The following is a 21,596-nucleotide window of genomic DNA, read 5'->3' on the forward strand; positions in this document are numbered from 1 at the left end:
TGAGAGGCGGTCGTTGATCGGCGAGCACCAGCAGCGTGCCCAAGTGCACAGGGCATCGGGTGCTCCCCGCAGCGAAATAAAGGAGGAGGGGCGCAGCCCCGGGGGACATTCGCGGAGGGGAGTACCCGGTGTCCTGTGCACACACCACGAACAACCTCGCAACCGTGCGTGCCGATGAGACAAGGAACAACTGAAATGTCCGCCCTGCCCGTGACAAACGAACCGCAGCCTGCACTGCCGGAATTGCTTGCACAACTCGACGCCACCCTGGCCGACTCCCGACTGAGCGACGACGAGCGCCGTGTCCTGGTTCACACGCTGCGCGAAGCGTCCCCGCCAGAAGACGGCTTGCGTCAACTGCGCAACCGGGCCTTCGACCTTGTGCGTGCGCGTACCGCCGACCCCGAGCAGTTGGCCTTGCTGAAGTGGCTCGAAGGCGTGGTGCGCTCCATCGACACCGGTCGCTCGCCCGACAGCGTGGCCGTGCGCTCGCAGGCTTTCTTCAGCCCCGGTACCGCTTGCTTGCAGGCCATCAACCAGCAACTGCGGGCCGCCAGGCGTTCGATCGACCTGTGCGTGTTCACGCTGTCCGACGATCGCATCACCGCGGAAATTCTGGCCGCGCACCGGCGCGGCGTGTCGCTGCGCTTCATCTCCGACAACGACAAGGAGTTCGACCGTGGCAGCGACATCGGCCAACTGCGCGCGGCCGGCATTCCGGTCGCGGTGGACCGGACCGATGCGCACATGCATCACAAGTTCGCGATCTTCGACGGTGCGCGGCTGCTCAACGGCAGCTACAACTGGACGCGCAGCGCCTGCGAGTTCAACGAAGAGAACGTGGTGCTGAGCAACGACCCTACGCTGGTGCGGCGCTTCGCCGACGAGTTCGATACCTTGTGGAAAGAATTGCAGGCCTCGCGATGAGCAGACGGATCGACTACGACTGGGAGCTGCCGCCCGCGCTGCAGCAACGGCTGGGCAGCTCCAGCTACGGCGCGCAGCGCATCATTCACGAGCAGGACCACCTGATGGTGATCCTGCACGAGCCGCCCGCCGGCACGGGGGCGGAGCGCAAGGCGGCCGTGTTCCTGCGCAAGCCCGACGGGGCCTGGCTGCACAAGGGCAACAACCCGGGCGAGAAGGCGCTGTCGAAGCTCATCGAAAGCTATCGGGCGGCGCTGAGCACTTTCGAGATCCGGCACGAGGCGGCCGACACGTCCGAGGCGCTGTTCCAGATCCTCGGGCCGCTGATCCCGTTGTCGCGTGCCGCGTCGAACGTGCAGGTCACGCTGCAGGCCGCGCGCGATGCGGTGCCGGAGGACGTGCTGATCACCGACATGCGCGACCGCGCGGTCGAGGTCTCGCGCGGCATCGAGCTGCTGCTGGCCGACACCCGCATGTCGCTCGACTACCGGCTCGCGCACGCGGCCGAGCAGCAGGCGCGCGCGGCCATGGAGGTGAGCCGCGCGCAGCACAAGCTCAACACCATCGCGGCGCTGACCTTTCCGCTGATGGCCATCGGCGCGGCCTTCGGCATGAACATGCACAGCGGGGTGGAGAACCTGCCGGGCTGGGTGTACTGGGTGATCTTCGGCGCCGGGCTCTTCATGGGCGTGCTGTTGCGCGGCTGGGTCCGGGCGCCCGAAGCGCCAGCGACCTTACCGCTGCCGGGGCTGTCGAACAAGAAGAAGTAGGAGCAGCACCAACAACAACATCGAAGGCCCGCAAGGGCCTTCGCGTTTTGCGAAGGGCTGCTGCCGTACCGGCAATTCCGCCCGGCGCGATCTGTTCCTAGAGTCGGGGCAACCCCTCACATGGAGACAGACGCGGACATGAATGCACTCGAAGGCCTGAAGGTGCTGGAGCTCGGCCAGCTCATTGCCGGCCCCTTCGCCGGCAAGACGCTGGCGGAGTTCGGCGCGACGTGATCAAGGTCGAGCCCGAAGGCGTCGGCGACCCGCTGCGCAAGTGGCGGCTGCTGCGGGACAACGGCAGCTCGGCATGGTGGGAGGTGCAGTCGCGCAACAAGCGCTCGGTGTGCCTCGACCTGCGCAGCGTCGAGGGGCAGGACGCGGTGCGCGCACTGGCGCGCGAGGCCGATGTGCTGATCGAGAACTTCAAGCCCGGCACGCTCGAGGGCTGGGGCCTGGGGTGGGAGCAACTGCACGCGTTGAACCCGCGGCTGATCATGCTGCGCATCTCGGGCTACGGGCAGACCGGGCCCTACCGCGACAAGCCCGGCTTCGGCGTGCTCGGCGAATCGATGGGCGGGCTGCGCTACCTGAGCGGCGAGCCGGGGCGGGTGCCGGTGCGCGTGGGCGTGTCGCTGGGCGACACGCTGGCCGCGCTGCACGGCGTGATCGGCGTGCTGACCGCGCTGCACCACCGCACGGCGCATGGCGGGGAAGGGCAGTTCATCGACGTGGCGCTGTACGAGTCGGTGTTCAACGTGATGGAAAGCCTGCTGCCGGAGTACGCGCCTTCGGCGCGGTGCGCGAGCGCGCCGGCAGTGCGCTGCCGGGCATCGCGCGACCAATGCGTACCGCTGCAGCGACGGGCACTACGTGCTGGTGGCGGGCAACGGCGACAGCATCTTCCGCCGGCTGATGCGCGCCATCGGCCGCGCCGACCTGGAGAGCGACGCGCAACTGGTGCACAACGACGGCCGCGTGCGGCGCGTGGAAGAGATCGACGCCGCCATCGAGGCGTGGACGCTGCTGCGCAGCCGCGACGAGGTGCTGGCCGTGCTCGACGCGGTGGGCGTGCCGGTCGGGCGCATCTACGACGTGGCCGACATCGCGAGCGACCCGCAGTACCTGGCGCGCCAGATGATCGTCGATGCGACCACGTCGGACGGCACCACGCTGAAGGTGCCGGGCGTGGTGCCCAAGCTCAGTGCCACGCCGGGGCGCATTGCGCATCCCGCGCCACGGCTGGGCGAGCACACCGCCGATCTGCAAGGCGCCGGCTGGCCTTCGCGCCGTACCGAAAGCGAGGCCGCATGAAAACCGGCAACGCCGCACGGCTGCACATCAACGAGGTGGCCACGCGCGACGCTTCCAGATGGAAAGCCGCTTCATTCCCACCGACGACAAGGTCGCGCTGATCGACCAGCTCAGCGGGCTGGGCTACGCGAAGATCGAGGTCACTTCGTTCACGTCGACGAAGGCGATTCCGGCGCTGCGCGACGGCGAGGAGGTGATGCACCGCATCGCGCGCCGGCCGGGCGTGGTCTACACCGCGCTGGTGCCGAATGTGCGCGGCGCGCAGCGCGCGCTGGAAAGCCGCATCGACGAATTCAACATCGTCATGTCGGCCAGCGAGACGCACAACCTGGCCAACCTGCGCATGACGCGAGCACAGTCGTTCGCGCAACTGGCCGAGGTGATCGCGCTGGCGAAGCAGGCGGGCGTGCCGGTGAACGTGTCGCTCTCGTGCGTGTTCGGTTGCCCGATGGAGGGCGAGGTGCAGTTGGGGGCGGTGCTGGGGTGGATCGAGCGCTTCGCGGCGCTCGGCGTGCAGGGCGTGACGCTGTGCGACACCACGGGCATGGCGTATCCGACGCAGGTGCAGGCGGTCTGCGAGGAGGTCGTGGCCCGCTATCCCCTGATGGACTGGACGGCCCACTTCCACAACACGCGCGGCATGGGCCTCGCGAACACGGTGGCCGCTGTCGAGGCCGGCATCCGCCGGCTCGACATGTCGCTCGGCGGCATCGGCGGCTGCCCCTATGCGCCGGGCGCGACCGGCAACGTCGCGACCGAAGACGTGGTCCACATGCTGCAGTGCATGGGCTACGACACCGGCATGGACCTGGACGGGCTGATCGCGGCCGCCGCCGAGCTGGAGTCGCTGGTGCAGCACGCGCTGCCGGGCCAGGTGTCGCGTGCCGGCCACCGCCTTGCGCGGCATGCACCGCCATCGGATTTCAACGACATCGTCGCCCGTGCCCAGGCGCGCGGCCAGAAGGAGCTTCACCCATGATCGACCACCTGGACCACTTGGTGCTGACCACCGCGCACGAAGAAGCCTGCATCCGCTTCTACGTCGACGTGATGGGGATGACGCTGGAGAGTTTCGGCGCCGGCCGCAAGGCCTTTCGCTTCGGCAACCAGAAGATCAACCTGCATGTGAAGGGCCACGAGTTCGAGCCCAAGGCGCAGCTGCCCACGCCGGGTTCGCTGGACCTGTGCTTCATCGCCGGCGTGCCGCTGGACGCGGTGATCGCGCGGCTGGCCGAGAAGGGCGTGCCGATCCTCGAAGGCCCGGTGATGCGCACCGGTGCCACTGCGCGCATTCGCTCGGTCTATGTGCGCGATCCCGACCTGAACCTGATCGAGATCTCGGAGCTTGCGCCCTGAGGGTGCGGCGCTACCGAGACAACCCATAAAGAACCACCGGAGACAAACCATGAAACCCATTCACCGCCTTCTCGCGGCCGGCCTTGCGCTGGCTGCCTCCGCCGCATCCGCGGACACCTGGCCTTCGAAACCGATCACCTTCGTCGTGCCCACGGCCCCGGCCGGATCGACCGACATCATGGCGCGGCTAGTGGGCGAGCCGCTGCAGCGCGCACTGGGCCAGCCCGTGGTGGTCGACAACAAGCCCGGCGCCAGCGGCAACATCGGCGCGGAGTTCGTGGCGCGCGCCGCGCCCGACGGCTACACGCTGCTGATGCAGTACTCGGGCTACCACGTGGGCAACCCGTCGCTCTATCCGAACCTCAAGTGGAGCCCGACCAGGGACTTCGTGCCCGTCGCGATGGTCATGCGCGCGCCGCACGTGGTCGCGGTCAGCGGAAAGCTGCCGGTGAACTCGATGAAGGAGCTCATCGAGTACGGCAAGAAGAAGGAGGGCGGGCTGTTCTACGCCTCGTCGGGCAACGGCTCGATCCAGCACATCGCGGGCGAGCTGCTGTCGCGCCAGGCGAAGCAGGCGATGACGCACGTGCCGTACAAGGGCTCGGGGCCGGCGATCAACGACCTGATCTCGGGCAACGTCGACATGTTCATCACCACGCCGCCTTCGGTCATCGGGCACTTCGGCACCGGGCGCATCAAGGCGCTGGCGTACACGGGCAGCAAGCGGCACCCGTCGATGCCGAATGTTCCGACCTCGGCCGAAGCGGGGTTGCCGGGCTACGAGGTGGAGTCGTGGTTCGCGGTGTTCGCGCCGGCGAAGACGCCGCCCGAGGTGGTCGCCAAGCTGAGCGCGGAGATCCGCAAGATCGTCGAGAGCGAGTCGTTCCGCAAGAAGGTCGACGACCAGGGCGCCTTCGCGACCTACATGGATTCGCCGACGCTTGCCAAATTTGTCGACCAGGAACTGGCGGCGTGGTCGAAGGTCATCAAGTCGGCGGACATCAAGCCCGACTGACCGGTGGGCCCTACAGCTTGACGTTGATGATCGAAAGAATGATCGCCGAGAGCGTCAGCGCGACCGGCAGCTTCTGCACGGCGAGCGCGTGGGCCCGGGCGACCGAGACCTGCGTTTGCAGCAAGAGGCTTCGTTCGGAATGGATGCGTGTGGACATTTCAGACTCCTGGGTGATTGCGGGCGCTGTGCCTGCATGGGCTCAACGATAGACCTCGGGGCCCGCGCCGGCGCGGGCGTTTCGACGACACGGCGTTTCCGTTTTCGCAACGATCCGGCGGAGTTCAGCTGGAACTTCTCGCGGGCTCCAGGATCGGGCCGGCCGGTGTGCTGTGCTCACGCCCCCGAAGAGCGTCACCCCGCAATCAGCTTCTGCACCAGCTCGGCCGTCGTCGACGCCGCGTACTTGCGCATCAACCGGGCCCGATGCAGCTCGACCGTGCGGTGGCTGATGCCGAGCGCCTTGCCGATCTCCTTGGAGGTCAGCCCGCGCATCACCTGCGCCGCCACCTCGCGCTCGCGCGGCGTGAGCTCTGCCTTCACCGCGCGCCGCGAACCCAGGTCTTCGAAAGTCCAGATCCCGGCCTCGTGCGGCGCGCGCGGTTCAGGGCGTGCCCCGTCACGTGGCACCAGAAAGTCTCCCCCGCAATCGAGCCGTGCAGCCCGCCCAGCCGCTTCATCATGCGGTTGTCGGCGTAGTGCCCGCTGGCGTTCAGGAAGGGTTCCATGCGCTTGCCGATGCGCTCGAACTCCTCCATGCTCGGGTAGAGGATGCTGAACGAATGCCCCACCAGCGCGGAGGGCGTTGCGCCGAAAATCTCGCATACCCGCTCGTTGCACGCCACGATGGTGCGGTTGCGCGACACCACCATGCCGACGGGCGCATGTTCAAAAGCCAGCCGGTAATCGATCTCCTGCATCGGGTGTCACCATTACGAAATACTACGTATACGAGTAGGTAGTATCGTTCAAGGCTTTCCCACCCACTCTCCATTCATCCATCAAGGAGCCCGAGTGAACAAGATTTATCCCTCCGCAGACGCGGCACTCAAGGGGGTCGTGGCCGACGGGCAGATGCTCGCGGTCGGCGGCTTCGGCCTGTGCGGCATTCCCGAAGCGCTGATCGACGCGCTCAAGGACTCCGGCGTGCAGAACCTCACCGTCGTTTCCAACAACGCGGGCGTCGACGGTTTCGGCCTCGGCAAGCTGCTCGAGACGCGCCAGATCAAGAAGATGATCGCGTCCTACGTCGGCGAGAACAAGGAGTTCGAGCGCCAGTACCTGGCGGGCGAACTGGCCCTCGAATTCACGCCCCAGGGCACGCTGGCCGAGAAGCTGCGCGCCGGCGGCGCCGGCATTCCGGCCTTCTTCACCAAGACCGGCGTGGGCACGCAAGTGGCCGAAGGCAAGGAACTGCGCGAGTTCGGCGGCGAAACCTACGTCATGGAACATTCGCTGGTGCCCGACGTGGCGCTGGTGAAGGCCGACGTGGCCGACAAGTCGGGCAACCTGCGCTTTCGCCTGACCGCGCGCAACTTCAACCCGGCCGCCGCGATGGCCGGCAAGATCTGCATCGTCGAGGTCGAGAAGATCGTCGAAGTGGGCGAGCTGGCCCCTGACGACATCCACCTGCCGGGCATCTACGTGCACCGCATCGTGCTCAACGCCAACCCCGAAAAGCGCATCGAGAAGCGCACCGTGAGCGCCGCCGCGCCGGCCGATGCGGCCGCCGCCAAGGTCGAGGCCCAGGCCGTCATCGCCCAGGCCGCCGCCGGCAGCGAAGTGCCCGTGCCCACCGTGCCCGCCAACAAGAAAGAAGGAGCCTGAGATGCCCTGGACCCAAGACCAGATGGCGGCCCGCGCCGCGCAAGAACTCGAAGACGGCTTCTACGTCAACCTCGGCATCGGCATTCCCACGCTCGTGGCCAACCACACCGGCACCAAGGAAGTGTGGCTGCAGAGCGAAAACGGCATGCTCGGCATCGGCCCGTTCCCGACCGAAGAAAACGTCGACGCCGACCTGATCAACGCTGGCAAGCAGACGGTCACTACGCTGCCCGGCTCGGCCATCTTCGGCAGCCATGACAGCTTCGCGATGATCCGCGGCGGCAAGATCAACCTGTCGATCCTGGGCGCCATGCAGGTGAGCGTCAAGGGCGACCTCGCCAACTGGATGATCCCCGGCAAGATGGTCAAGGGCATGGGCGGCGCGATGGACCTGGTGGCCGGCGTGAAGCGCGTGATCGTGCTGATGGAACACGTGGCCAAGAAGAAGGACGGCACCGAGGACCTGAAGATCCTCGAGGCCTGCACCCTGCCGCTGACCGGCGTGGGCGTGGTCGACCGCATCATCACCGACCTGGCCGTGATGGACGTGGTGCCCGAGGGCCTGAAGGTCGTCGAGCTGGCACCGGGCGTGAGCTTCGATGCACTGCAGGCCAAGACGGGCGCCAGGCTGATCCCGTAACGGCACCGGACGGCAAGCGGGGCGCACGGCGCAACGACAACGAAGGGCAGGGCCGCGAAAGCGGGCCCTGCCTTTTTGCTTTGGAGAACGGAAATGAATGCGAGCGAAGTTCTGCGCGACATCTGGCGGCGCGCGGGCCTGCCGGAAGAAGCCCTGTCATTGGCGCGGCTCACGGGCGCGGACCCGGTGCTGCCGTCTTCCTTCGCGGTCGGCAGCGCGGCGCAGAGCACCGTGGCGGCGGCAGCGCTGGCGGCCTGCGAGCTCGGGCATCTGCGTGGTGCGGCGCGCCAGCAGGTCGGTGTTGACATGCTGCACGCGGCGCTCGAATGCACGGGCTGGTTCAGCCTCGACGGACAAGTGCCCGACCCATGGGATGCGTTCTCGGGGCTCTATCGCTGCGCCGACGGCTGGGTGCGCGTGCACGCGAATTTCGCGCACCACCGCGACGGCGCGCTGCGCTTGATGAAGCTCGACCCCGCCGTGGCAACGCGAGCGGACGCCGAGGCCGCCATGGCCACCTGGCATGCGCGCGATTTCGAAGACGCGGCGGCGGCCGCCGGACTGGTCGCGACCGCGCTGCGACGTTTCGATGAGTGGGACGCCACGCCGCAGGGGCAGGCCATGGCCGCGCAGCCGCTCTTCACCATCGAGCGCATCGGCGACGCGCCGCCGCTGGCGTTGCCACCGCTGCGCGAAGACCAGCGGCCGCTGTCGGGTGTGCGCGTGCTGGACCTGACACGCGTCCTGGCCGGACCGGTGGGCGGGCGTTCTCTCGCGGCCTACGGCGCCAACGTGATGCTCGTGAATTCGCCGAAGCTGCCGAACATCAGCGCCATCGCGGACACCAGCCGGGGCAAGCTGTCGGCGCATGTGGATCTGCAGACCGAGGAAGGGCGCGCGGCACTGCAACGGCTCGTCGCCGACGCGCATGTGTTCGTGCAGGGCTACCGGCCGGGCGGGCTCGCGGCGCGCGGCTTCGGACCGGAAGAACTGGCGCGGCAACGGCCGGGCATCGTGTGCGTGTCGCTCAGCGCGTACGGCACGCAGGGGCCTTGGGCGAATCGGCGCGGATTCGATTCGCTGGTGCAGACGGCCATGGGTTTCAACCACGCCGAGGGCGAGGCGGCCGGCGACGGCAAGCCGAAGCCGCTGCCCATGCAGATCCTCGACGAGGCGACCGGCTACCTGATCGCTTTCGGCGCCGCCGCCGCGATGTGGCGCCAGCAGCAGGAGGGCGGAAGCTGGCATGTGCGGGTGTCGCTGGCGCAAACGGGGCAGTGGCTGCGCGGGCTGGGGCGCGTGCCGGGCGGGCTGTCGATTCCGAAGCCAAGCTTCGACGCATACGTCGAAACATCGGACTCCGGATTCGGCCGGCTGGCGGCGCTGCGCCACAGCGCGCAACTGTTGCGAACGCCCGCCGCATGGACGCGGCCGTCGATGCCGCCGGGCAGCCATCCGGCAGTGTGGCCGCCCCTTGCGATGGCGTGAAATATCGGACATCTCCCCGGGTTTGCAAATGCAATCTTGTTGCATCTATTGGAAATGAGAGGCAATATCGAGCGCAATAAAGGGGAGTGAGAAAAATGACAAAGAGATCTTTGGCGTTGCGGCGTTCGCAACTGCCTGGCATGGCCGTGTTCGCTGTCGTCGTGAGCACGCTGGCCCATTCGGAAACACTGCCGTCGGTCACGATCGACGCGCGCACCAACCAGGGCTCAATGCGGCCGGGTGCCTTGCACGACGAGCTGGTGCGCACCGAATCCATCAGCGCCCGCAGCATCGAACGCTCGGGCGCCACCAACGTCAACGAAGCGGTCGACAAGCAGCCGGGCATCGCGGTGCAGGTGGAGTGCTCGATCTGCAACGTGCGAAACGTGTTGCTGAACAACCTCCCGGGGCGCTACACCACCTTGCTGATCGACGGCATTCCGATCTATTCGTCGGTGTCTTCGGCGTATGGGCTGGACAGCGTGAGCGTCGATGGCCTCGAGCGCATCGACATTGCGCGCGGGGCGGGTGCGAGCCTCATCGCGCCCGAGGCGTTGGCCGGCACCGTCAACCTGGTGACCAAGCGTCCGACCGAGCCGGTGGCCAAGCTGCGAACGCAGGCCGGCAGTTTCGGCTCGCGGCTGGCCGAGACCTATCTCGCCAAGCCGCTGGACGGCGGCGCGTTCACGGTCAGCGGCAGCTACAACCGGCACGACTCGGTCGACGCGAATGGCGACGGCATTTCCGAATACACCGGCTACGACCGCCGCATGCTCGGAATCGGCGGCTTCGTGGACGACCTGGGCGGCTTCAAGGTTCGCAGCCGCATCGACCTGGTCGACGAGAAGCGCGGCGGTGGCGCGCTCGGCCGCGACTACGGAGCCATCAAGGCCAGCAACAGCGGCAACCCTTTCAACTTCACGCGCGGGCCGAACGGCTCGCCCTTCGTCGATGGCTGGGTGGTTCCTGAAAACGGCGAGTTCAAGCCGTACGACAGCGGACGCGGCGGCTTCTCTGAAATCATCTTCACCAAGCGCAGCCAGCTCGTCGCGTCGGGCGAGCGCCGGCTCGGCGACGGCAAGCTCCGACTGGCCTTTGGCGCGGCGCACCACCAGCAGGACAGCTTCTACGAACTCGCGACCTACGTCGGCGACCAGAAGCAGTATTACGCCGAGGCCAGCTACCAGTTGCCCGTCGGCACGTGGCTCTTGACCTCGGGCGCGAGCTACCGCTACGAGAACCTGCGCAGCCACGGCAGCACCAACGCCGGCGTGCCGGTCAACGGCATCGACAACTACACCTTCAAGGTGCCCGGCGCATTCTTCCAGGCGTACCGGAGCTTTCTGGACGACGCACTCGAGGTCAACGCGTCGATGCGCTACGACAAGCACAGCGCCTACGGCGGCATCGCTTCGCCGCGATTCAACGCGCTGTACCACCACACGCCGATGCTCGCGAGCCGCTTCAGCGTGGGCAAGGGGTTCCGCGCGCCCACGAGCTTCTTCGAGCAGGACCACGGCATTCTCGATACGCTGCGCATCGACCGCCGCATCACGAAGCCCGAGATCTCGCACAACCTCGGCTACGCGCTGAACTACGCCGACGACCGGCTCGCCGTGACCGCGTCGTACAACTTCAACCGCATCAAGAACTTCGCGCTGCTCGACCCCGGCCAGTTCGACGCGAACGGCGAGCCCATCACGGTGTTCACGAGTGCCACCCGACCGGTGACGGTGCAAGGGGTGGACCTGAACCTGTCTTACCAGCTCACGCCCGCGCTCACCGTCTCGGGCGGCGGCGAGCTCTACACATACCGCTTCCCGGCCGGCACCCTGATCTTCGCCCGGCCGAAGGCCAAGGCCTTCTTCGGTCTGGACTATGAAGGCGGCGCATGGGACCTGAGCGCAAAGCTGGTCGTGACCGGGCCGATGGACCTGAACAGGTTCCATGACGACGGCAGCGGCAGCCAGAACCGCTTCAACTTCGACGGCACGACCAAGCGCACGAAGAGCCCGACCTTCGCCACCCTCGACGTGCGGGCCGAATACGCCGTCAACTCCCGCCTGTCGCTGTATGCGGGCGCGGACAACCTCTTCAATTACCGGCAATCGAAGAAGGAGAGTTTCCTCTGGGTATCGAGCAACGGCGCCCAGGACGTGACGCACCTGTGGGGGCCGAACCGGGGGCGGTTCCTGTATGCGGGCGCCAAGTTCACGCTCTGACCGTGTCGCGGGGCGTGCCATGCGACGCGGCATGGCGGCCGCGTTGGCGCTGTGCCTGGCATTCGGCGCCGAAGCGCGCGGCGTGGAGGGAGAGAGGTGGGACTTCACCCTGCCCACGCTCGACGGCGACCGTTTTCTCTCGCTCGGGCGCGTCGACGGCCCGGTGCTGGTCAACTTCTGGGGCCGCGACTGCCCGCCCTGCGTCGCCGAGTTGCCGCGCTTGCAGGCCTTTGCGCTTCAGCATCCCGAATGGACCGTGCTGCTCGTGTCGACCGATGCGCCGGGCGTGGCCCGGGATGCGTTGAAGCGTCGGGGCATTGCGCTGCCGGCCGTGCGTGCCGGTGCCAATGTGGCGGGGCTGATGCGGGCGGCAGGCAATGTCGGCGGCGGACTGCCGTATTCGGTGGCCGTGAATGCGGCGGTGATCTGTCGAACCATGGCGGGCGAGCTGTCGCCGGAGGATCTGGTGCGGTGGGCGCGGGCCTGCGGTCCGGCAGCTACGCGCGGCGGGAGTTGATGGCCAGCGTCACGCATGAGTGAGACACTGCGCCCATGGCCTACCTAGACATCGACAACCTCCACGCCGTGTTCCTCGACGACGAGGCGCTGCGCACGCGGCATCTGCAACGCCAACCGTGCGGCTCGCTCCAGATCACGAGCGGTCGCATCGTGGCCTGCGATCCACTGGTGCAACCCGAGCGCGCGGCCTTTATGCGAACCGTCGGCAGTCGGGGCGCGTTCCCGGTCGATGTGCTGCACGACAAGGGCCGGCACGCACTGGCCGTGCTGTGGCTGCGCGAACGCGGCGATTTGCGCGCAGCCGATCTGCGATGGGAGATGGCGCTGCTCGACGGCGAGTCGACGCAGACGCTCGGCGACGACGAGTTCTTCGGCTACCCGGTCGACGCGGGCGTGGGCTGCTTCATGGACACCGACGCCGCGGCCGCCATGGCCGAGCGCGACAAGCGCGAAGCCGGCAACCCGGACTTCATCAGCTACTACGACGACGTGCTCGAACCCGAGCTCGGCTCGGCCAACATGGCCGATCACTACCCGCTCGGTGCAGGTTCCGCGAACAACATGCTGATCTTCAGTTCGGGCTGGGGCGACGGCAACTACCCGAGCTTCTGGGCACTCGACGCAGCGGGCGAGCCCGTGGCGCTGGTAACGGACTTCATGACCATGGAAGGCGGCGACGCCCGCGACGAGGACGACAAGCGCAGCGACGCCTACAAGGCGAGCCTTTGGCCCGAGAAGATGGCGGCGCTGGACGCGTTGGGCGCCGCAGCGGTGAACGGCGACGTGGCGGCCATCCAGCCGCTGCTCGATACGGGGCTCGCGGGAGCGAACGAGATCATCCCGTCGCTGGGCGAGACGGCGCTGACCAGCGCCATTCGCATGAACCAGCTCGACGCGCTGCGCGTGTTGCTGGGTGCGGTGTCGGGCCTGCCGATGCCGCCGCAGTTCTACACGGTGGACGAGGAAGAGTCGTACCTGGTCTATGCGCGCCGGCTCAAGCAGCCGCGCGTGGAAGGGTTGATCGAGCTGCTGGAAAAAGCGCAGGCACCCGCAGCCAAGCCGGGGTTCCTGAAACGACTGTTCTCGTGAGTCGGGTCAGAGCCCATAGACCGCGACCGTGAGCCAGAAGGCCGCCCACAGTGCGCCCGCTCCGACCAGCAGCATGACGGCGGAGAAGGCCACGAAGTAGATCGCCCGTTCCACAAGGGACGCGGCACTCGGAACGCAGCGCCAGTAGATCAGCCCCGCCCACAGCAGCAATGCCACGGCGGCACCGGCCACGATAGCGCCCGACAAAGGCCGCGTCTGATGGCGATCCAGCGCCGTCAGGCAGATGCTGACGACCGGGATCGAGAGCATCCAGGCCAGCCCGTTCAGTCCCAGACGAGAACCGGTGCCCATGCGTATGTGTCCGAGTATCGGTTTCATGCCCCGAGCGCCATCCGAACCTTCTCCCCCAGCCCCCGCAGCCGCTCGACCGACTCATTGGAAAAAACAAAGCGCAAATACTGCGCCCCATGCGTTTCCCCCCAACCCTGCATCGCCGTCGCGCAGACCCTGGCCTTCAGCAGCCGCTGCGACAAGGTCTGCCCATCGATGCCGAAGTCGCTCGTGCGCAGCAGCAGCGACCAGCCGCCGGCCGGCACGCCGACCGGCAAGCCCTTGAGTTCGTCGAGCACTGCGTCGCGTCGCCGCTCCAGCTCGCCCACGTACGGCGCGAGCGTGTGCGCCGATTGCGCCAGCGCCGTCGCCACGGCGTCCTGCGCAATGCCCACCGGCACCACCACGTTCGCGAGCGACACGGCCACGAGGTCGGGCATGTACGACTCCGGCGCGACGGTCCAGCCCACGCGCCAGCCGATCATGCGCAGTTCCTTGGCCGATGAGCCGACGGTGATCGTGCGTTCGGCCATGCCGGGCAGACCCGCGGGGTGGATCACTTTTCGGCCGTCGTACAGCAGGCGCTCCATGGCCGTGTCGAGGATCAGCGTCAGGTCGTTCTGCACGCACAGCGCGGCGATGGCGCGCCAGTCCTCCGCATCGAAGAAGCCGCCCGTGGGCATCGACGGCGACATCAGCAGCATCACGCGCACGCGGGGCCCGACGGCGGCCCGCAGCGCGTCGCGGTCGAGCTTCCATTCACCCCCGGGGTTGAACTTGAACGGCACGTACTTCGGCGTGCCGCCCGCAAGCCGGATGCGGTTGAGCAGCCCGGCGTAGGTCGGGTCGGTCACCAGCACCTCGTCGCCGACTTCGACGGTGGCGAGCAGCGCGTTGAGGATGCCCGAGAGCCCGCCCGCCGAGATCACGCAGTTGCGCGCGCCGCTGTACGCCACGCCCGACAGCGCCGACACGTGCCGCGCCGCCACGTCGCGCAGCCGCGACTGGCCGACGAAGGGGAGGTAGCTGTTGTCCGCGTCCTCCGACGCCGCGCGCACGGTGCGCGCGATGGCCTCGGGGTCGGGCGGGATGTCGACGTCGAGGTTTTCCAGACGCAGGAAAGGCGGGCCGTCGGCGTCATCGGCGATGGCGCCCATGCGGTCGACGCCGATGCCAGCGATGTGTTCCAGCCGGGCGGGACGATGACGTGGCATTCGAGTCTCCTTGCTGAAGGCGGTGCCTTGTTGGCACCGGCCGCCAGCATCGCACAACCGGCCGCCGGGGATCAACGCCCGTCGGTGTTGTCTTTCTTCAGGAGCGTCTCGGCTTCGTTGCGCAGCTTTTCCACCGCGCGCTGCTCGGCTTCCGAGTAGTCGCGTGCTTCGCTGTGCAGCACGCAGACCGTGCCGTACACGCTGCCGTCCGCGTTGTGCAGCGGAAAGCCGAGGTAGTTGCGCAGGCCGAATTCGACTTCGTCCTCGTTCCCGGCCCAGTCCGCCTCCTGCGTGGAATCGCGCACGAACAGCGGCTTGTCGTTGTCGACGACGCGTTCGCAATAGAGCTCGTGGGCCTCTTCGAAGGCTGCACCCTTGCGGCCTTCGGCGCCGATGGCGTAGGTCGACTCCTGCGGGCCGCCGGAGGCTTCGACGCGCATGTGCGTGGGCGTCGACTGCATGATGAGCACCGACTCGACGCCGAGTTCCTTGGCGACTTCGTCGAGCCGTTGCTGCAGAGGGGTGAAAGGAGCGGAAGACTTGGCCATGAGAGATTCCCTGTTCGCTGTTATGAGTGATGAATGCAGCGCCACATGCTAGGAGCGCGAGGGGAAAGCGCCAACGAACTTCTGGCTCTGAGCAAATGCCTTCAGCTTGCAGCGCTGGCCGTGCCGTCGAGCAGCAACTGCCCGCGATGCGCTTCGGCTGTTTTTCGCAGGAACTCCCAGGTCGCCTGCATCCGCACCAGGTGCTTGGTCTCCGCCGGCATCGACATCCAGAAGGTCCGCGTGAAGTTCGCCTGTCCGGGCAGCACGGGCCGCAGCGCGTTGTCTTTCTCGGCGATGAAGGCCGGCAGCACCGCGATGCCCGCGCCCGCCGCCACGGCGCTGTGCTGCGCGAGCACGCTGGTGCTGCGCAGCGCGAAGCTGTCGGGGCGGTGCAGTTCGTCGAGGTATTGCAGTTCCTTGCTGAAGAGCAGGTCGTCCACGTAGCTGATGAAGGTGTGGCCGCGCAGGTCTTCGCGCGTCTTGATGGGCTTGTGCGCGGCCAGGTATTTCTTCGAGGCGTAGAGCCGCAGCGTGTAGTCGGTGAGCTTGGTGACGACCACCGGCCCGCGTGCCGGGCGTTCGAGCGAAATCACGATGTCGGCCTCGCGCCGCGACAGGTGCACGAGGCGCGGCATCGCGAGCAGGTCGATGGTGAGCCGGGGGTGCTGCACCGCGAACAGGGCGAGTTGCGGCGCGAGCACGACGGTGCCGAAGCCTTCGGTCGCGCCGATGCGCACCAGCCCCGACAGGCCTTCCTGCGACGCGGGCGACGTGCTTTCCACCGCCTGGAACGCGCTCTCCATCGCCTCGACCTGCGGCTGCAGCCGGCGGCCCGCCTCGGTGAGCCTGTGGCCGCCCGCTTCACGCGAGAAGAGCGGGGCGCCGACTTCCTTCTCGAGCGCCTGGATGCGGCGCGCCACGGTGGTGTGGTCGACCTCGAGCCGGCGCGCGGCGCTCATGAGCGTGCCCGAGCGGGCCAGCTCCAGGAAATACCGCAGGTTGTCCCAGTCCATGTGCTTGCTTGCCCTTCGGTTGAGGCTCTGCAAATTTGCAAAGCCGTGGCGCATATTTGTCTATTGTCATGGCAAATCTGCAAAGCTAGGATGTCGCTCTGCACCGGCCAGGCCGGCACCAAATTCACAGGAGACAAAGCCCTCATGGACGCCACCACCACCCCCTCGACCCAGGTCGCCACCGTCAAGCTGCTGATCGGCGGCAAGCTGGTCGAATCCAAGACCACCGAATGGCGCGACGTCGTCAACCCGGCCACGCAGCAGGTGCTGGCCCGCGTGCCCTTCGCGACCCCGGCCGAGCTCGACGCCGCCGTGGCCTCCGCCAAGGAAGCCTTCAAGACCTGGCGCAAGACCCCCATCGGCACGCGCGCCCGTATCTTCCTGAAGCTGCAGCAACTGATTCGCGAGAACATGGGCGAGCTGGCCGCGATCCTCACGGCCGAGCAGGGCAAGACGCTGCCGGACGCCGAGGGCGACGTGTTCCGCGGCCTCGAGGTGGTCGAGCACGCATCGAACATCGGCAACCTGCAGCTCGGCGAGCTGGCCAACAATGTGGCCAACGGCGTCGACACGTACACGCTGCTGCAGCCGCTGGGCGTGTGCGCCGGCATCACGCCGTTCAACTTCCCGGCCATGATCCCGCTGTGGATGTTCCCGATGGCCATCGTCACCGGCAACACCTTCGTGCTGAAGCCCTCCGAGCAAGACCCGATGGTCACCATGCGCCTGTGCGAACTGGCGATCGAAGCGGGCATTCCGCCCGGCGTGCTGAACGTGGTGCACGGCGGCGAAGCCATCGTCAACGGCATCTGCGACCACAAGGACATCAAGGCAATCAGCTTCGTGGGCTCGACCAAGGTCGGCACGCACGTCTACAACCGCGCCACGCTGAACGGCAAGCGCGCGCAATGCATGATGGGCGCGAAGAACCACGCCATCGTGATGCCCGACGCCAACAAGGAGCAGACGCTCAATGCGCTGGCTGGCGCGAGCTTCGGCGCGGCCGGTCAACGCTGCATGGCGGTGTCGGTGGCGGTGCTGGTCGGCGAGGCGCGCAACTGGGTGCCGGAACTGATCGCCAAGGCCAAGACGCTGAAGATCGGCGCGGGCACCGAGAAGGGCGTGGACGTGGGGCCGCTGGTGTCGTGCGCTGCTTTCGACCGCGTGAACAGCCTGATCGAACGCGGCGAAGCCGACGGTGCCAAGCTGGTGCTCGACGGCCGCAAGCCCACCGTGCCCGGCTACGAAAAGGGCAACTTCGTCGGCCCGACGATCTTCACCGGCGTGAAGCCCGGCATGACGATCTATGACCAGGAAGTGTTCGGCCCGGTGCTGTGCATTGCCGACGCCGAAACCATCGACGAAGCCATCGACCTGATCAACAGCAATCCGAACGGTAACGGCACGGCGATCTTCACGCAGTCGGGCGCCGCGGCGCGCCGCTTCCAGGAAGACATCGACGTGGGCCAGGTCGGCATCAACGTGCCGATCCCGGTGCCGGTCCCGATGTTCTCGTTCACCGGTTCGCGCGCCTCGAAGCTGGGCGACCTGGGCCCGTATGGCAAGCAGGTCATCATGTTCTACACGCAGACCAAGACCGTGACGGCACGCTGGTTCGACGACAGCACCGTCTCGCACGGCGTCAACACGACCATCAGCCTCAAATGAGGCGGGGGTTTCGCGTCGCGGCATGGGGCGCGGTGGCGACGGTCGCGTTTCTCGCCGGCGGCGCGCAGGCCGCTGCCGACGCCGGTGCGATCGACTGCAATCCCAACGGGAATCAGCAGGAAATGAACGAGTGCGCGGCGCGCGATTTTCGGGCGGCCGATGCCACGCTCAACATCCGGTACGGCGAGGTGATGAACACGCTCTCGCCGCAGATGCGCGCCGCGCTGCGCACCGAGCAGCGCGCCTGGCTCAAGGGCCGCGACCCCGCCTGCAAGCGCGCGGCGAAGGCGAACGAAGGCGGCTCCATCTGGCCGCTGGTGTTCAGCTCGTGCCTGGAAAAGTCAACCCGCAAACGCACTGCTGAACTGGACCGCTGGAAGGGGCGCGAGCAATGAATTTCGAACTGTCCGAAGAACAGAACGCCTTCGCGCAGAGCGCGCGCAGCTTTGCGCAGGCCGAGTTCGCGCCGCATGCGGCGCAGTGGGATGCGGAAGCCGTCTTTCCGAAAGAGGCGATCGCCAAGGCCGGCGAGTTGGGCTTCTGCGGGCTCTACGCGCCCGAGCGCATCGGCGGGCTGGGCCTGCCGCGGCTCGACGCGGCGCTGGTGTTCGAGGAGATGGCCGCGGTCGACCCCTCGACCACGGCCTTCATCACGATCCACAACATGGCCACGTGGATGCTCGGCACCTGGGCGACCGATGCGGTGGCGCAGCAGTGGGGCGAAGACCTGACGAGCGGGCGCAAGCTGGCGTCGTACTGCCTGACCGAGCCGGGCGCGGGCTCCGACGCCGGTTCACTCAAGACGCGGGCTGAATTGCAAGGGGCGGAGTACGTCATCAACGGCGGCAAGGCCTTCATCTCGGGCGCGGGCTCGACCGACGTGCTGGTGCTGATGGCGCGCACGGGCGGCGCGGGGGCGAGCGGCATTTCGGCCTTCGCGGTGCCGGCCGACGCGCCGGGCGTCAGCTACGGCAAGAAGGAACACAAGATGGGTTGGAACAGCCAGCCCACGCGCACCATCAACTTCGACAGCGTGCGCATTCCCGCGCAGAACCTGCTGGGCAAGGAAGGCGAGGGCTTTCGCATTGCCATGAAGGGGCTCGACGGCGGGCGCATCAACATCGCGACCTGCTCGGTGGGCGCGGCGCAGGGCGCGCTCGACGCGGCGCGCCGCTACCTGCACGAGCGCCAGCAGTTCGGCAAGCCGCTCGCGAGCTTCCAGGCGCTGCAGTTCAAGCTGGCCGACATGGCGACCGAACTGGTCGCGGCGCGTCAGATGGTGCGGCTCGCGGCATCGAAGCTCGACGCCGGCCATGCCAATGCCAGCACCTACTGCGCAATGGCCAAGCGCTTTGCGACCGATGCGGGCTTCAATGTCTGTAACGACGCGCTGCAGTTGCACGGGGGCTACGGCTACCTGAGCGAGTTCCCGCTGGAGCGCCTGGTGCGCGACGCGCGGGTGCACCAGATTCTCGAGGGCACGAACGAGATCATGCGTGTGATCGTTGCGCGAAAATTGCTCGAAGGCGACAGCGATATCCGCTGACCCGCCCGCATCCAGGATTCTTCAGACAATGACCGACAACGTAGTTCTCTTCGACGAAATCAAGACCGCCGGCGGCAAGCGCTTTGCCGTGGCCACGCTCAACGCGCCCGCATCGCTCAACGCGCTGTCCGTGGACATGGTGCGGCTGCTCACGCCCAAGCTGCGCGAGTGGGCGCAGGACGCCGGCGTGGTCGGCGTGCTGCTGCAAGCCGCGGGCGAAAAGGCGTTTTGCGCGGGCGGCGACCTGCGCCAGCTCTACCAGACCCTGCTCGACTGCGGCCCCGAGCGCAACACCTACGCCGAAGACTTCTTCCGCGAAGAGTACGAGCTGGACCACCTGATCCACACTTTTCCCAAGCCGTTCCTGTGCTGGGGCCACGGCATCGTGATGGGCGGCGGCGTGGGCCTGCTGGCTGGCGCGTCGCACCGCGTGATGACGCTGCAAAGCCGCATCGCCATGCCCGAGATCAACATCGGCCTGTACCCCGACGTGGGCGGCAGCTGGTTCCTGCGCCGCACGCCTGGCCGCACGGGGCTGTTCCTGGCGCTGACGGCCGCGAACGTCAACGCGGCCGACACCATCTTCTGCGGGCTGGCCGATGTGCTGGTGCCGCAAGAGCGCAAGGGCGACGTGATCGAGGCCATCGCTTCGATGCAGTGGGCCGGCGAAGGCAAGGCCGACCGTGCCACGCTGTCGCGCATTCTTGCCAAGGCAGGCGAGGGCGCGGAAATGCCGGCATCGAAAGTGCGTGAGCACTACGACACGATCAATGCGCTGATGGCGGGGGAAGACCTGCTCGACATCGCCAAGCGCCTGCGCGAACTGCAAAGCGACGACGCATGGCTGCAGACCGCTGCCAAGACCTTCGCCAAGGGCGCGCCGAGCTCGGCCGCGCTGAGCTTCGAGCTGTGGCAGCGCGTGTACCGCATGTCGCTGGCGGAGGTGTTCCGCCTCGAATACTGGGCGTCGCTCGGCTTCTGCGCCCACAAGGACTTTGCCGAGGGCATTCGCGCGGTGCTGGTCGACAAGGACCGCAACCCGCGCTGGAACCCGGCCACGCTGGAAGAGATCACCCCCGCATTCATCGAAGACCACCTGCGCCCGCGCGGCGAGATGCCGGCGGAGCTGGCGTCGCTGGTCTGAGCAGATTCACTTCTCTATATATAGAACGACGGAGACAAGACACATGAAGATCGCATTCATCGGCCTCGGCAACATGGGCGGCCCGATGGCCATGAACCTGCTCAAGGCCGGCCATACGCTCAGCGCCTTCGACCTCTCGGCGCAGGCGTGCAAGAAGTTCGGCGCGGACGGCCTGCCGATCGCTACGTCGGCGGCCGAGACGGTGGTGGGAGCTGATGTCGTCATCAGCATGTTGCCGGCCAGCGCGCACGTTGAAGGCCTGTTCCTCGGCGGCGCTGGCAAGCCTGGCCTGCTCGAGAGCATCCGGGCCGGCACGCTGGTGATCGACAGCAGCACGATCGCGGCTGCCACCTCTCGCAAGGTGGCCGAAGCGGCTGCGGCCAAGGGCATCGCGATGATCGACGCGCCTGTGTCGGGCGGCACGGGGGGCGCGATTGCCGGGACGCTGACCTTCATGGTCGGCGGCGAGACGCAGGATCTGGAACGCGCGCGCCCGGTGCTGGAGAAAATGGGCGCGAACATCTTTCACGCGGGCGCGGCCGGGGCGGGGCAGACCGCCAAGATCTGCAACAACATGCTGCTCGGCATCTTGATGATCGGTACGTCGGAAGCGCTGGCGCTGGGCGTGGCCAACGGGCTCGACCCGAAGGTGCTGTCTGAAATCATGCGCCGCAGCTCGGGCGGCAACTGGGCGCTGGAGAAGTACAACCCGATGCCCGGTGTGATGGAAGCTTCGCCCGCCTCCAAGAACTATGCGGGCGGCTTCGGTACGGACCTGATGCTCAAGGACTTGGGGCTGGCCCAGGAGAACGCCACGGCCGTGCGCGCCGCCACGCCGCTGGGCGGTCTGGCGCGCAGCCTGTATGCGGCGCACAGCCTGGCGGGCCACGGCGCACTCGATTTCTCCAGCGTGTTGAAGTTGGTGCAGAAAAGCTGAAAAACCGTTGTATGATCGAAGGCTCGGCTGACAACGCATTCATGTGTTTCAAGCGATCAGGCTCTTCGGGGCTT

The 21,596-nt window shown here is 67.3% G+C and carries 20 protein-coding genes and 4 pseudogenes; 18 read left to right on the plus strand and 6 right to left on the minus strand.

Going from position 1 to position 21,596, the window contains the following annotated elements; translation table 11 throughout:
- Nucleotides 1–195: 195 nt before the first annotated feature.
- The 7 genes and pseudogenes from BMG07_RS09135 (at nucleotide 196) to BMG07_RS09160 (ending at nucleotide 5,379) form a co-directional block, all read left to right on the plus strand.
- Nucleotides 196–927, plus strand: coding sequence for a phospholipase D-like domain-containing protein (locus BMG07_RS09135; RefSeq protein WP_198084278.1), 732 nt, complete (start codon nucleotides 196–198; stop codon nucleotides 925–927).
- Nucleotides 924–1,697, plus strand: coding sequence for a hypothetical protein (locus BMG07_RS09140; RefSeq protein WP_198084279.1), 774 nt, complete (start codon nucleotides 924–926; stop codon nucleotides 1,695–1,697). The genes BMG07_RS09135 and BMG07_RS09140 overlap by 4 nt, the downstream gene beginning before the upstream one ends.
- Before the next feature lie 138 nt (nucleotides 1,698–1,835).
- A pseudogene (locus BMG07_RS41815) lies at nucleotides 1,836–2,428 on the plus strand (CaiB/BaiF CoA transferase family protein); the annotation flags it as partial.
- Between the two features lie 100 nt (nucleotides 2,429–2,528).
- A pseudogene (locus tag BMG07_RS41820) lies at nucleotides 2,529–3,008 on the plus strand (CoA transferase); the annotation flags it as partial.
- A pseudogene (locus BMG07_RS09150) lies at nucleotides 3,005–3,987 on the plus strand (hydroxymethylglutaryl-CoA lyase). The pseudogenes BMG07_RS41820 and BMG07_RS09150, both read left to right, overlap by 4 nt.
- Nucleotides 3,984–4,364 (plus strand): VOC family protein, encoded by a 381-nt coding sequence (locus tag BMG07_RS09155; RefSeq protein ID WP_198084280.1) that lies wholly within the window; start codon nucleotides 3,984–3,986, stop codon nucleotides 4,362–4,364. Before BMG07_RS09150 ends, BMG07_RS09155 begins: the two are co-directional and overlap by 4 nt.
- Before the next feature lie 49 nt (nucleotides 4,365–4,413).
- Entirely contained in the window at nucleotides 4,414–5,379 is a 966-nt protein-coding gene (locus tag BMG07_RS09160) for a tripartite tricarboxylate transporter substrate binding protein (RefSeq protein WP_198084281.1), read from the plus strand.
- 10 nt (nucleotides 5,380–5,389) lie between these two features.
- On the opposite strand, the gene BMG07_RS09165 is transcribed toward BMG07_RS09160, so the two are convergent.
- Nucleotides 5,390–5,536, minus strand: a complete 147-nt coding sequence (locus BMG07_RS09165; protein ID WP_198084282.1) for a hypothetical protein — start codon at nucleotides 5,534–5,536, stop codon at nucleotides 5,390–5,392.
- Nucleotides 5,537–5,730: 194 nt separating this feature from the next.
- Nucleotides 5,731–6,296, minus strand: a pseudogene (locus tag BMG07_RS09170) (LuxR C-terminal-related transcriptional regulator).
- Nucleotides 6,297–6,390: 94 nt separating this feature from the next.
- Between BMG07_RS09170 and BMG07_RS09175 the strand changes: the two are divergent.
- From BMG07_RS09175 to BMG07_RS09200, 6 genes are all read left to right on the plus strand, one after another.
- Nucleotides 6,391–7,203 (plus strand): CoA transferase subunit A, encoded by an 813-nt coding sequence (locus BMG07_RS09175; protein ID WP_198084283.1) that lies wholly within the window; start codon nucleotides 6,391–6,393, stop codon nucleotides 7,201–7,203.
- Between the two features lies 1 nt (nucleotide 7,204).
- A complete protein-coding gene (locus BMG07_RS09180) occupies nucleotides 7,205–7,843 on the plus strand; it encodes a 3-oxoacid CoA-transferase subunit B (protein ID WP_198084284.1) in 639 nt (212 codons plus the stop codon).
- Between the two features lie 93 nt (nucleotides 7,844–7,936).
- Entirely contained in the window at nucleotides 7,937–9,331 is a 1,395-nt protein-coding gene (locus BMG07_RS09185) for a CoA transferase (RefSeq protein ID WP_198084285.1), read from the plus strand.
- 146 nt (nucleotides 9,332–9,477) lie between these two features.
- The gene (locus BMG07_RS09190; protein WP_307866911.1) at nucleotides 9,478–11,553 is read left to right on the plus strand and encodes a TonB-dependent receptor domain-containing protein; all 2,076 of its coding nucleotides are present in this window, start codon (nucleotides 9,478–9,480) and stop codon (nucleotides 11,551–11,553) included.
- Between the two features lie 31 nt (nucleotides 11,554–11,584).
- Nucleotides 11,585–12,070, plus strand: coding sequence for a TlpA disulfide reductase family protein (locus tag BMG07_RS09195; protein ID WP_269758793.1), 486 nt, complete (start codon nucleotides 11,585–11,587; stop codon nucleotides 12,068–12,070).
- Nucleotides 12,071–12,105: 35 nt separating this feature from the next.
- The gene (locus tag BMG07_RS09200) at nucleotides 12,106–13,161 is read left to right on the plus strand and encodes a DUF4241 domain-containing protein (protein WP_198084288.1); all 1,056 of its coding nucleotides are present in this window, start codon (nucleotides 12,106–12,108) and stop codon (nucleotides 13,159–13,161) included.
- Nucleotides 13,162–13,167: 6 nt separating this feature from the next.
- Here the strand turns inward: BMG07_RS09200 and BMG07_RS09205 are convergent, their stop codons facing one another.
- The 4 genes from BMG07_RS09205 to BMG07_RS09220 all read right to left on the minus strand — a co-directional run bounded on the left by BMG07_RS09205 (nucleotide 13,168) and on the right by BMG07_RS09220 (nucleotide 16,227).
- Nucleotides 13,168–13,473, minus strand: coding sequence for a hypothetical protein (locus BMG07_RS09205; protein WP_198084289.1), 306 nt, complete (start codon nucleotides 13,471–13,473; stop codon nucleotides 13,168–13,170).
- 23 nt (nucleotides 13,474–13,496) lie between these two features.
- Nucleotides 13,497–14,666: a pyridoxal phosphate-dependent aminotransferase gene (locus tag BMG07_RS09210; protein WP_198084290.1), complete on the minus strand. Its 1,170-nt coding sequence runs from the start codon at nucleotides 14,664–14,666 to the stop codon at nucleotides 13,497–13,499.
- A gap of 71 nt (nucleotides 14,667–14,737) precedes the next feature.
- On the minus strand, nucleotides 14,738–15,214 hold the full coding sequence (locus BMG07_RS09215; RefSeq protein WP_198084291.1) for a GAF domain-containing protein: 477 nt from the start codon (nucleotides 15,212–15,214) through the stop codon (nucleotides 14,738–14,740).
- A gap of 101 nt (nucleotides 15,215–15,315) precedes the next feature.
- Nucleotides 15,316–16,227, minus strand: a complete 912-nt coding sequence (locus BMG07_RS09220) for a LysR family transcriptional regulator (protein ID WP_198084292.1) — start codon at nucleotides 16,225–16,227, stop codon at nucleotides 15,316–15,318.
- A gap of 144 nt (nucleotides 16,228–16,371) precedes the next feature.
- On the opposite strand from BMG07_RS09220, the gene BMG07_RS09225 reads away from it, so the two are divergent.
- The 5 genes from BMG07_RS09225 to mmsB are packed head-to-tail and all read left to right on the plus strand — an operon-like array spanning nucleotide 16,372 to nucleotide 21,522.
- The gene (locus BMG07_RS09225; RefSeq protein ID WP_198084293.1) at nucleotides 16,372–17,895 is read left to right on the plus strand and encodes a CoA-acylating methylmalonate-semialdehyde dehydrogenase; all 1,524 of its coding nucleotides are present in this window, start codon (nucleotides 16,372–16,374) and stop codon (nucleotides 17,893–17,895) included.
- A gap of 32 nt (nucleotides 17,896–17,927) precedes the next feature.
- A complete protein-coding gene (locus BMG07_RS09230; protein WP_307866912.1) occupies nucleotides 17,928–18,290 on the plus strand; it encodes a lysozyme inhibitor LprI family protein in 363 nt (120 codons plus the stop codon).
- On the plus strand, nucleotides 18,287–19,441 hold the full coding sequence (locus BMG07_RS09235; RefSeq protein ID WP_198084295.1) for an acyl-CoA dehydrogenase family protein: 1,155 nt from the start codon (nucleotides 18,287–18,289) through the stop codon (nucleotides 19,439–19,441). Before BMG07_RS09230 ends, BMG07_RS09235 begins: the two co-directional genes overlap by 4 nt.
- A gap of 28 nt (nucleotides 19,442–19,469) precedes the next feature.
- Nucleotides 19,470–20,585, plus strand: a complete 1,116-nt coding sequence (locus BMG07_RS09240) for an enoyl-CoA hydratase/isomerase family protein (protein ID WP_198084296.1) — start codon at nucleotides 19,470–19,472, stop codon at nucleotides 20,583–20,585.
- A gap of 43 nt (nucleotides 20,586–20,628) precedes the next feature.
- The gene (gene mmsB, locus BMG07_RS09245; RefSeq protein ID WP_198084297.1) at nucleotides 20,629–21,522 is read left to right on the plus strand and encodes a 3-hydroxyisobutyrate dehydrogenase; all 894 of its coding nucleotides are present in this window, start codon (nucleotides 20,629–20,631) and stop codon (nucleotides 21,520–21,522) included.
- The last annotated feature ends 74 nt before the right edge of the window (nucleotides 21,523–21,596 follow it).

It is taken from the genome of Variovorax sp. E3 (genome assembly GCF_016082275.1).
In the GTDB taxonomy this organism is placed as follows: domain Bacteria; phylum Pseudomonadota; class Gammaproteobacteria; order Burkholderiales; family Burkholderiaceae_C; genus Variovorax.

What these genes read in the sequence shown, in the direction of transcription:
- BMG07_RS09220 (WP_198084292.1), bottom strand. Translation starts at nt 16,227, where the DNA reads ATGGACTGGGACAACCTGCGGTATTTCCTGGAGCTGGCCCGCTCGGGC.
- BMG07_RS09225 (WP_198084293.1), top strand. Translation starts at nt 16,372, where the DNA reads ATGGACGCCACCACCACCCCCTCGACCCAGGTCGCCACCGTCAAGCTG.
- BMG07_RS09185 (WP_198084285.1), top strand. Translation starts at nt 7,937, where the DNA reads ATGAATGCGAGCGAAGTTCTGCGCGACATCTGGCGGCGCGCGGGCCTG.
- BMG07_RS09140 (WP_198084279.1), top strand. Translation starts at nt 924, where the DNA reads ATGAGCAGACGGATCGACTACGACTGGGAGCTGCCGCCCGCGCTGCAG.
- BMG07_RS09210 (WP_198084290.1), bottom strand. Translation starts at nt 14,666, where the DNA reads ATGCCACGTCATCGTCCCGCCCGGCTGGAACACATCGCTGGCATCGGC.
- BMG07_RS09205 (WP_198084289.1), bottom strand. Translation starts at nt 13,473, where the DNA reads ATGGGCACCGGTTCTCGTCTGGGACTGAACGGGCTGGCCTGGATGCTC.
- BMG07_RS09215 (WP_198084291.1), bottom strand. Translation starts at nt 15,214, where the DNA reads ATGGCCAAGTCTTCCGCTCCTTTCACCCCTCTGCAGCAACGGCTCGAC.
- BMG07_RS09165 (WP_198084282.1), bottom strand. Translation starts at nt 5,536, where the DNA reads ATGTCCACACGCATCCATTCCGAACGAAGCCTCTTGCTGCAAACGCAG.
- BMG07_RS09235 (WP_198084295.1), top strand. Translation starts at nt 18,287, where the DNA reads ATGAATTTCGAACTGTCCGAAGAACAGAACGCCTTCGCGCAGAGCGCG.
- BMG07_RS09200 (WP_198084288.1), top strand. Translation starts at nt 12,106, where the DNA reads ATGGCCTACCTAGACATCGACAACCTCCACGCCGTGTTCCTCGACGAC.
- BMG07_RS09135 (WP_198084278.1), top strand. Translation starts at nt 196, where the DNA reads ATGTCCGCCCTGCCCGTGACAAACGAACCGCAGCCTGCACTGCCGGAA.
- BMG07_RS09240 (WP_198084296.1), top strand. Translation starts at nt 19,470, where the DNA reads ATGACCGACAACGTAGTTCTCTTCGACGAAATCAAGACCGCCGGCGGC.
- BMG07_RS09160 (WP_198084281.1), top strand. Translation starts at nt 4,414, where the DNA reads ATGAAACCCATTCACCGCCTTCTCGCGGCCGGCCTTGCGCTGGCTGCC.
- BMG07_RS09180 (WP_198084284.1), top strand. Translation starts at nt 7,205, where the DNA reads ATGCCCTGGACCCAAGACCAGATGGCGGCCCGCGCCGCGCAAGAACTC.
- BMG07_RS09155 (WP_198084280.1), top strand. Translation starts at nt 3,984, where the DNA reads ATGATCGACCACCTGGACCACTTGGTGCTGACCACCGCGCACGAAGAA.
- BMG07_RS09195 (WP_269758793.1), top strand. Translation starts at nt 11,585, where the DNA reads ATGGCGGCCGCGTTGGCGCTGTGCCTGGCATTCGGCGCCGAAGCGCGC.
- mmsB (WP_198084297.1), top strand. Translation starts at nt 20,629, where the DNA reads ATGAAGATCGCATTCATCGGCCTCGGCAACATGGGCGGCCCGATGGCC.